Origin of the sequence: Streptomyces sp. SID11385 (assembly GCF_010548245.1) — a bacterium.
GTDB lineage: Bacteria > Actinomycetota > Actinomycetes > Streptomycetales > Streptomycetaceae > Streptomyces.
This window is the reverse complement of record NZ_JAAGLR010000780.1, coordinates 19,667-27,123: the sequence shown is the minus strand read 5'-3', so window position 1 is coordinate 27,123 and position 7,457 is coordinate 19,667. Positions and strand designations below refer to the sequence as shown.

Genomic DNA, 7,457 nt, shown 5'->3' with positions numbered 1-7,457 from the left:
CCCCGCCGCCGCGCCCCACGCCGAGCTCTCCGCCGCGCCGCCCGCCCCGTCCCTCGCCCCGCGCGAGCGCCCGCAGCAGCGCCGCAGCAGGGAGAAGGTCGCCCGGATCAAGGCCGCGACCATGCGTCTGCTGGACACGCGCCCGTACGGCGAGATCACGACGAAGCACATCGCCGCCGAGGCCGGGATCTCCGTCGGGGCCCTCTACCGGTACTTCCCGGACAAGGAAGCCGTCGCCGCCGCGCTCGCCCGCGAGTTCCAGGACAGCCACGTCACGCTCGTCGCCCGGCACACCGCCGAGCACCCGCCCGGCGAGACCGTCGAGGGCCTGATCCGCCGCCTCGTCGACGCCTTCGCCGAACGGTTCAGGACCGAGCCGGGCTTCCGCAGCCTGTGGCTCGCGGGCCCGCCGCGCTTCCCCGAGGCCCGGGAACTGAGCGACGGGGCGAACGCGCGCGTCGCCGCCCTCGTGCACCGCGCCCTCTCCACCCACTACGGACTCCCCGCCACCGACGAGGCAGAGCGGCGTGTCGCGATGGCGGTCGACGCGCTCGACGACCTGCTCCAGCGCGCCTTTCGCGAGGACCCGCGCGGCGATGACTGGGTCCTCGCCGAGGCGGCCCGCATGATGGCCCTCTACCTCACGACGCCACCGAAGGCCGAGAACCCGAGCGAGAACCCGAGCGAGGAGCCGACCGCATGAGCAGCAGCAGCCCCGTCCACTGGGGGTACGCCTTCGTCGACCGCCCGCGCGCCGGTGCCGACCGCGACCGCGCCTTCTGGGCCGCCGTGACCGGTACGGAGGTCTCCGAGCCGCGCGGCGAGGACGGCGAGTTCGTGACGTTCCTGCCGCCCGAGCCGTACGACGCCGTCCTCAAGCACCAGTCGCTGCGCGAGGGCAGGGGCGGTACGCACCTCGACCTCGGCGTCGCGGACGTCGAGGGCTTCGCGCGGAACGCGGCCGGGCTCGGCGCCCTGACCGAGCACGAGGAGCCCGGCCTCGTCGTGCTCCGCAGCCCGGCCGGCCTCGCCTTCTGCGTCGTTTACGACGACGGGCTCAACGTCCCCCCGCCGAGCTTCGGCGGCGCGCGCCTCGACCAGGTGACGCTGGACATCGGCCCTTCGGCGTACGAGGACGAGGTCGCCTTCTGGACCGCCATGACCGGCTGGCAGGCCGAGCCGACCAACCAGGACGAGTACCAACACCTGCGCACGGCCCGCGACTTCCCCTTCCGCATCCTCGCCCAACGCCTCGCCAAGGACCGCCCCGCCGGCGCCCACATCGACTTCGCCACAGCCGACCGCGAGGCGGCCCGCGCCCGCCACGAACTCGCGGGCGCCACCTACGTCCGCGAGGGCGCGGAGTGGCACGTGATGCGGGACACGGCCGGCATCGAGTACTGCCTGACGGACCGCTCGCCGGAGCAGTGAGGGGGCGGGCAGACCCCGCCTCATCCCCCCGCCTCACCCCTTGGCCCGCCCGACGAATGCGTCCTCGCCGCCCGCCTCTCCCTGAACGACCTCCCAACGACGCACCCACGCGAGTGACAGATCGAGCGCGCCGTTGCTGCGGCAACGTTGACGCATATCCGCCGCTGACCAAAGAGGGCTGAGCCCCACGGGCCGGGACGCCGGCCCGCCCGGCCCCGCCCTCACGCCCCGCCGCACTGAATCGCTCCCGCACCCGCCGACGACCACGTCGGTGCGCACTGCCGGACGGATCTCCTCCGGTGCGCGTCTTGGGTCGGCTCGACCCGCTCGCCGAGCGAGATCCCGTGTCTGTCGCGCCCCTGGCCCCGCCCGCCTCGCGACCTGTTGGCCCTATTCCTGGCCTGCACCTGGCGGTGGCGCGGGTGCGGCCCGGCCCGGTCGGGACCGCTGAGACCGGGCCGATCTTCTGTGAGGGGAGTCACTTTTTGAGTAAATGTAATTGCCAGGCAATGCGGCAATTGCCCCTGGCTCTTTCGCGGCTTCTATGGTGAGCAAACCTTGACAGCCGGTCACCCGCGCAGAAACCTTTGCCCGTTGCTGGTGTGTACAAGAGGTGCCCTTGTGGCGACCTTTGTGTGTTCGATGTGATGAGGGTGGGGATGGGCGGCAGGGGCGGGGTGGGGCGCTGGGCCTGTGGGCTCCTCGTGTCCGGCGTGCTGCTGGGAGGGCTGGTCGTCGCACCGGCCGCTCCAGCGGCCGCGGCGACATGTGCGGGCGGCGTCAGCGATTTCAACGGGGACGGTCTGACCGACACGATCGTGGCGGATCCGCAGGCCACGGTGAACGGCGCGAAGCGGGCGGGGCTCGTGCGGGTGCTGTTCGGCGGGGACAAGGGCGCCGTGGAGCTGACTCAGGCCAGCCCTGGCATGGGGGCGTCGCCGGAACGGGGTGACCAGTTCGGGCAGTCGACAGCCTTCACGGACATCGACTCGGACGGGTGCAGTGACCTCGTCATCGGGGCCCCTCTGGAAGATGTCCCGCGTGATGGCGAGAACCTGATCGACGCGGGCGCCATCCGCATCATCCATGGGTCCCCCACGAACTTCGGTACGGGGTCGAAGGTCGACGCCTATGGGCAGGCGGAGTTCGATCCCGGTAGCGCCACGGAGGCGTACGACCGTTTCGGGTTCGCGCTGCAAGGCGGCACGGCGTCTTCGGGAGAGCCGTACCTGCTCGTCGGTGTTCCCGGAGAGAACATCACGATCGACGGCACGAGTTACGCCGACGCGGGGGTCGTGGACTACCAGCTCGGCACGAAGCGGTACGCCGTGCACCAGGACACGCCGGGCGTGCCGGGCGTCGTCGAGGCGCACGACGAATTCGGCTCCTCCATTGCCGGGACGAATCGTTTCTTCGCTGTCGGGGCCCCGGGCGAGGCGATCGGGACCGAGGAGTACGCGGGGGCGGTGACGGTCTTCGCGCAGTCCATCGTCGATGGTCACCCCAAGGCGCTGGTCGGGATCGACCAGAACACGGCCGGGATCAGCGACACCGCCGAGACCGGGGACGTCTTCGGCACCACGCTGGACATGACCAACTTCCGCCCGAGCGATCAGACGTACAACTCCGACGCACTGCTCGCGGTGAGCGCGCCGGCCGAGGAGATCGGCGGCAAGGCGGGCCTGGGAATCGTTCTCGTCCTGCGCATCCAGCCGGACGGCACGCTCACGCAGCGCGCCTACCTGCATCCCGACATCACCGATGTCGACGGAACGGGCGCGGCGGCCGATCACTTCGGCCAGGATCTCGCCATCGACAACCTCGACACGGACGTGGTGACGGCGAGCGCCACGATGCGCCTGGCCGTCGGGATTCCTGGGAGGGACACGGGTGGTGCCGACGCGGGCGTCATCCAGGTGTTCCGGCCGCTGGACTCGAACCCGGGCTCGGCGGACAAGATCATTTCCCGCGGCTCCACGACCCTGCCGGGCACCGCGACCGCACGTGACTACCTCGGGACCGCCTTGCACTCGGGTTCCGTGAATCTGTATGTCGGCGTGCCGTTCAGCAAGGCGGCCGACAGCACGAAGGGCGTTCTGTACGTGGCGCCTTGGAAGGACGTGGACAGCGGGTCCACGAGCGCCACGGTGCTCAAGCCCGGTACGAACGGCATCCCCGACGCGGGCGCCACCTTCGGGGAGCTCGGATGAGAACACGACGACGTCAATCCGCCCTGCTCTTCACAGCGCTCGGTTCCCTGCTGGCGGTCTCGCTCGGTGCTTCACCAGCCGTGCCGGCTCAGCCCCGCAGTGGCGTCCAAGCCGCAGCGGATGAGGGGACGACGGACAGTGCCGCGGGCGCCAACGACGCCCAGCGGCTGGCGGAGAAGACCGGCGAAGCGGTCGAGGTCGAGTCGCTGCGGGACGAGTACACGACCACCTACGCCAACCCGGATGGCACCTTCACCGCCAACCAGTACGTCCAGCCTGTCCGCGTGCAGAAGGACGGCAAATGGACGGGGATCGACACCACACTCGCGCGCGGGAAGAACGGACTGTGGGCACCGAAGGCCGCGCTGACCACCATGTCGTTCTCTTCCGGGGGCGACGGGCCTTTCGCCCGCATCGAGAAGGACGGCCGGGAACTGACCCTGGACTGGCCCGGCACGCTGCCGGAGCCGCGTGCCGAGGGCTCGTCCCTGCTGTACCCGGACGTGCTCGACGGCGTGGACCTGAAGGTCACGGCGGAGCAGGACGGGTTCTCCCACGTCTTGGTCGTCAAGAACGCGGAGGCCGCCGCACAGCCGGAACTCGCCACCCTCACCCTGCCGCTGAACGGTGAGGGTGTCAGTGTCGAGGAGACGGCGGACGGCGGAATGGCCGCGCGCGACGAGGCCACCGGCGGAACCGTTTTCGAGGCGGCCCAGCCGCTCATGTGGGACTCCAGCGGCACCACCGGTCAGGCAGCGAAGCGTTCCAGCACCGACTCGCAGACGGGGCTGGAGGAGGCCTCCGGGCCGTCCGAGGGTGCGAAGGTCGCGGATGTCGGCCTGGATGTGAGCGCCGGAGAGCTGAGGCTCACTCCCGATGACGCACTGCTCAAGGACGACAAGACGGTCTACCCCGTCTACATCGACCCGGTGACGAAGACGGCCAACCGCTCCTCCTGGGCGATGGTCTCGTCGTACTGGTCCTCGTCGGAGTTCTGGAAATTCAAGGACGACGAAGGCGTGGGGCGCTGCCCGGCGGACGTCTCCTACCAGTGCGCGTCCAGCGACGACAGGAAGCGGCAGTTCTTCGCGATCCCGACCGCGACCTTCGAGGACAAGAAGATCGTGAAGGCGGAGTTCGCCGTCACGATGGTGCACACCTACAGCTCCTCGGCCCGTTCGGTCGTGCTGAGCCGGGTGAACTCTTCCGGTGGCAGCGCGATCAACTCCGGTACGAACTGGGGGAACCAGCCCTCGTCGAAGGAGACCATCGGTTCGCAGTCGCCGACCAACCCGGCCGGTTCGTGCACGTCCACGAACCAGAACGTGCGCTTCACGGTGACGGACACCTTGCAGAAGGCGGCCGACAGCGGCTGGGACACCACCACGTTCCGTTTGGCCGCCGGCGAGGAGGGCGACTACTCGTACTGGAAGCGTTTCTGCGGCAACGCGCATCTCGAAGTGACCTATAACCGGCCGCCGTTGCAGCCGGACATGCGCGACTTGACGATGTCGCCGGGTGGCTCGTGCGAGTACGGCAAGGCGGACGAGCACTACGTGTCCGAGGCGCCGATGCTGAACTCCGCGATCAAGGACTACGACCACGGTGACCTCGGCAGCAATTCCGAGAAGGTGCAGGCCGAGTACCACGTCTTCTGGACGCAGAGCGGGACTCGGCAGGACAAGTACGCCACGATGCCCGCGCAGAGCACGAAGGACGCCTCCGCGAGTGGGCAGACGGGTGTGGCCACCTTCAAGTACAAGGTCGGCTCGGACGTGTCGGGCGATGGCGAGGCCGGCTTCACGCTGCCGCAGAACGTCACGATCGGCTGGGAGGTGCGTGGTTACGACGGCAAGCACTGGGGGCCGTGGAGTTCCGGTGGCAGCGCGACGCGCTGCGAGTTCATCTACGACTCCACCGTGCCGAAGGCACCCGTCATCACCTCCAAGGAATACCCGGACGACGACGTGTGGCACGCCGGCGTGGGTGACTACGGGTCGTTCACGATCGATTCGCCCTCCACGGATGTGACCGCCTACAAGTACCGTTTTCTGGGTTCTTCCGCCTGGAGCACGGCGACACCCTCCAGCCCGGGCGGTGCGGTGACGGTGCGCTGGATGCCCCCTGCCGAGGGCCCGGCCTCGGTGGAGGCCAAGGCGGTCGACGGTGCCGGCAACGCGCAGAAAACAGCGATGTCGTACACCTTCCTCGTCGCCGACGGCCGTGCGCCGGTAGCGAGTTGGGCATTGGGCGACGCCGCAGGCGCGACAAGCGCGGCGGGCACCAGTGGCGCCCCGGACGCGAAGGCCGGTGCCGGGGTCACCTTCGGGGCGGAGGGCCCCCACAAGGGCGCCGACAAGGCGGCCTCGTTCGACGGCAGTGAGAACGCCTATCTGGATGCGGGCAAGCCTGCCATCGACACGTCGCATTCCTTCTCCGTCGCGGCCTGGGTGCGCGCGGACAAGGCACCGACGGACAACGTGACGGTAATCAGCCAGGACGGCACCGGCGAGGCGGGCTTCGAGCTCGGCTACGACGTGGACACGAAGTCGTGGACCTTCCGGACCCCGCTGACCGACGTGCGCACGATGGGCACCTGGAAGGTCTCCGGCGGGCGCGTCACGCTCGGCGAGTGGATGCACCTGATCGCCACGTACGACGAGGTGACGGGAAAGATGGTCCTTTACGTCGACGGCCAGCGTGTGAACGACGACGTCGAGGATCGCCGTACGAAGTGGAGTGCCACGGGTCCGCTCCAGATCGGGCGCAAGCTCGCTCTGGACGGGTACACCAACAACTTCAAGGGCGGCATCGCCGACGTCAACGTCTTCGACCGCGTCGTCACGGCCGCCGAGGGCCAGGACCTGAGCGATGTCCCCTCGGTGCAGCGGGCGTACTGGATGCTCGACAGCGAGGCGGACAGGACCAGCCCCGAGGCGTACGGGGGCAACCCGCTCACCCTGGGCGGCAGCGCGAAGATCTACCTGCCCGACGAGTCGTGCGACGCGAGTGCTGACCCGGACTGCCCGCCCCCGCCGGCTGAGCCGCTGGCCGGTGACGGGGATCTGGAGCTCGACGGGGTGAGCGGCTACGCGAGCATGGCACCGCCGCCCAGCACGGAGTCGCCGTTCCTGACGAAGCAGGGCAGTTTCACGCTCGCCCTGCGCGCCCGGCTGGCGACGACCACTTCGGGCAAGGACCTCACAGCGCTCTCGCTCGCGGGCAAGGCCGAGGGGGCGGTGCAGGTGGTGTACGACGCCGCCGCCGACCGCTGGAAACTCCGCGCCACGGCGGAGGACGGCACTGCGGCCAAGGTGACCACTCTGACCACTCAGGCCGGTGCCCCCAACAGCGAGGGCAACGGTGACCATCTGGCCGTCGTCTATGCCGCCGCCTTCGGGGACCTGCTCCTCTACGTCAACGGGGACCTGGTGGCGCGGACGGCCTGGGACAACAGCTGGGACTTCTCGACGACCAGCGTCCAGGTGGGACGTTCCCTGACCGGGACGACAGGCTCCTCGTACTTCGCAGGTTCCCTCGACGAGGTACGCGTGTTCCAGGGCGCGCTCGACCCGGCCACCCTGCCCGCAGTCGCCGTGCTGCCCAGCGGCGAAAGCATCGAAGGCACCTACCAGGCGCCCGAAGAATCCGCGTAACGCACGGTGGGGGCCCGCCCGGGCCCCCACCGCCCCTCTCCTTGCACGCTTCTCCCTCTCACTCCCCTTTGGAGCTGTGATGCGTACGCCCTGGCGGGCCCCGCGACGCATACCCGCGCTTCGCGGCACGATCGTCACCCTTGGCCTTGCCCTTACCGTC

General features: G+C 69.7%; 4 protein-coding genes. All 4 read left to right on the top strand.

The features are described from left to right. Nucleotides 1–703: TetR/AcrR family transcriptional regulator (locus G3I42_RS23995; protein ID WP_164289185.1), on the top strand; the 703-nt coding region annotated here is incomplete at its 5' end. Continuing rightward, nucleotides 700–1,431: a VOC family protein gene (locus tag G3I42_RS23990; RefSeq protein ID WP_164289183.1), complete on the top strand. Its 732-nt coding sequence runs from the start codon at nt 700–702 to the stop codon at nt 1,429–1,431. The genes G3I42_RS23995 and G3I42_RS23990, both read left to right, overlap by 4 nt. A 659-nt stretch (nt 1,432–2,090) precedes the next feature. Further along, nucleotides 2,091–3,641 carry an FG-GAP repeat protein gene (locus G3I42_RS23985; protein WP_164289181.1) on the top strand — a complete coding sequence of 517 codons (1,551 nt, stop codon included), beginning with the start codon at nt 2,091–2,093 and terminating at the stop codon, nt 3,639–3,641. Further along, nucleotides 3,638–7,297 (top strand): LamG-like jellyroll fold domain-containing protein, encoded by a 3,660-nt coding sequence (locus G3I42_RS23980; protein WP_164289180.1) that lies wholly within the window; start codon nt 3,638–3,640, stop codon nt 7,295–7,297. Before G3I42_RS23985 ends, G3I42_RS23980 begins: the two co-directional genes overlap by 4 nt. Nucleotides 7,298–7,457: the final 160 nt, after the last annotated feature.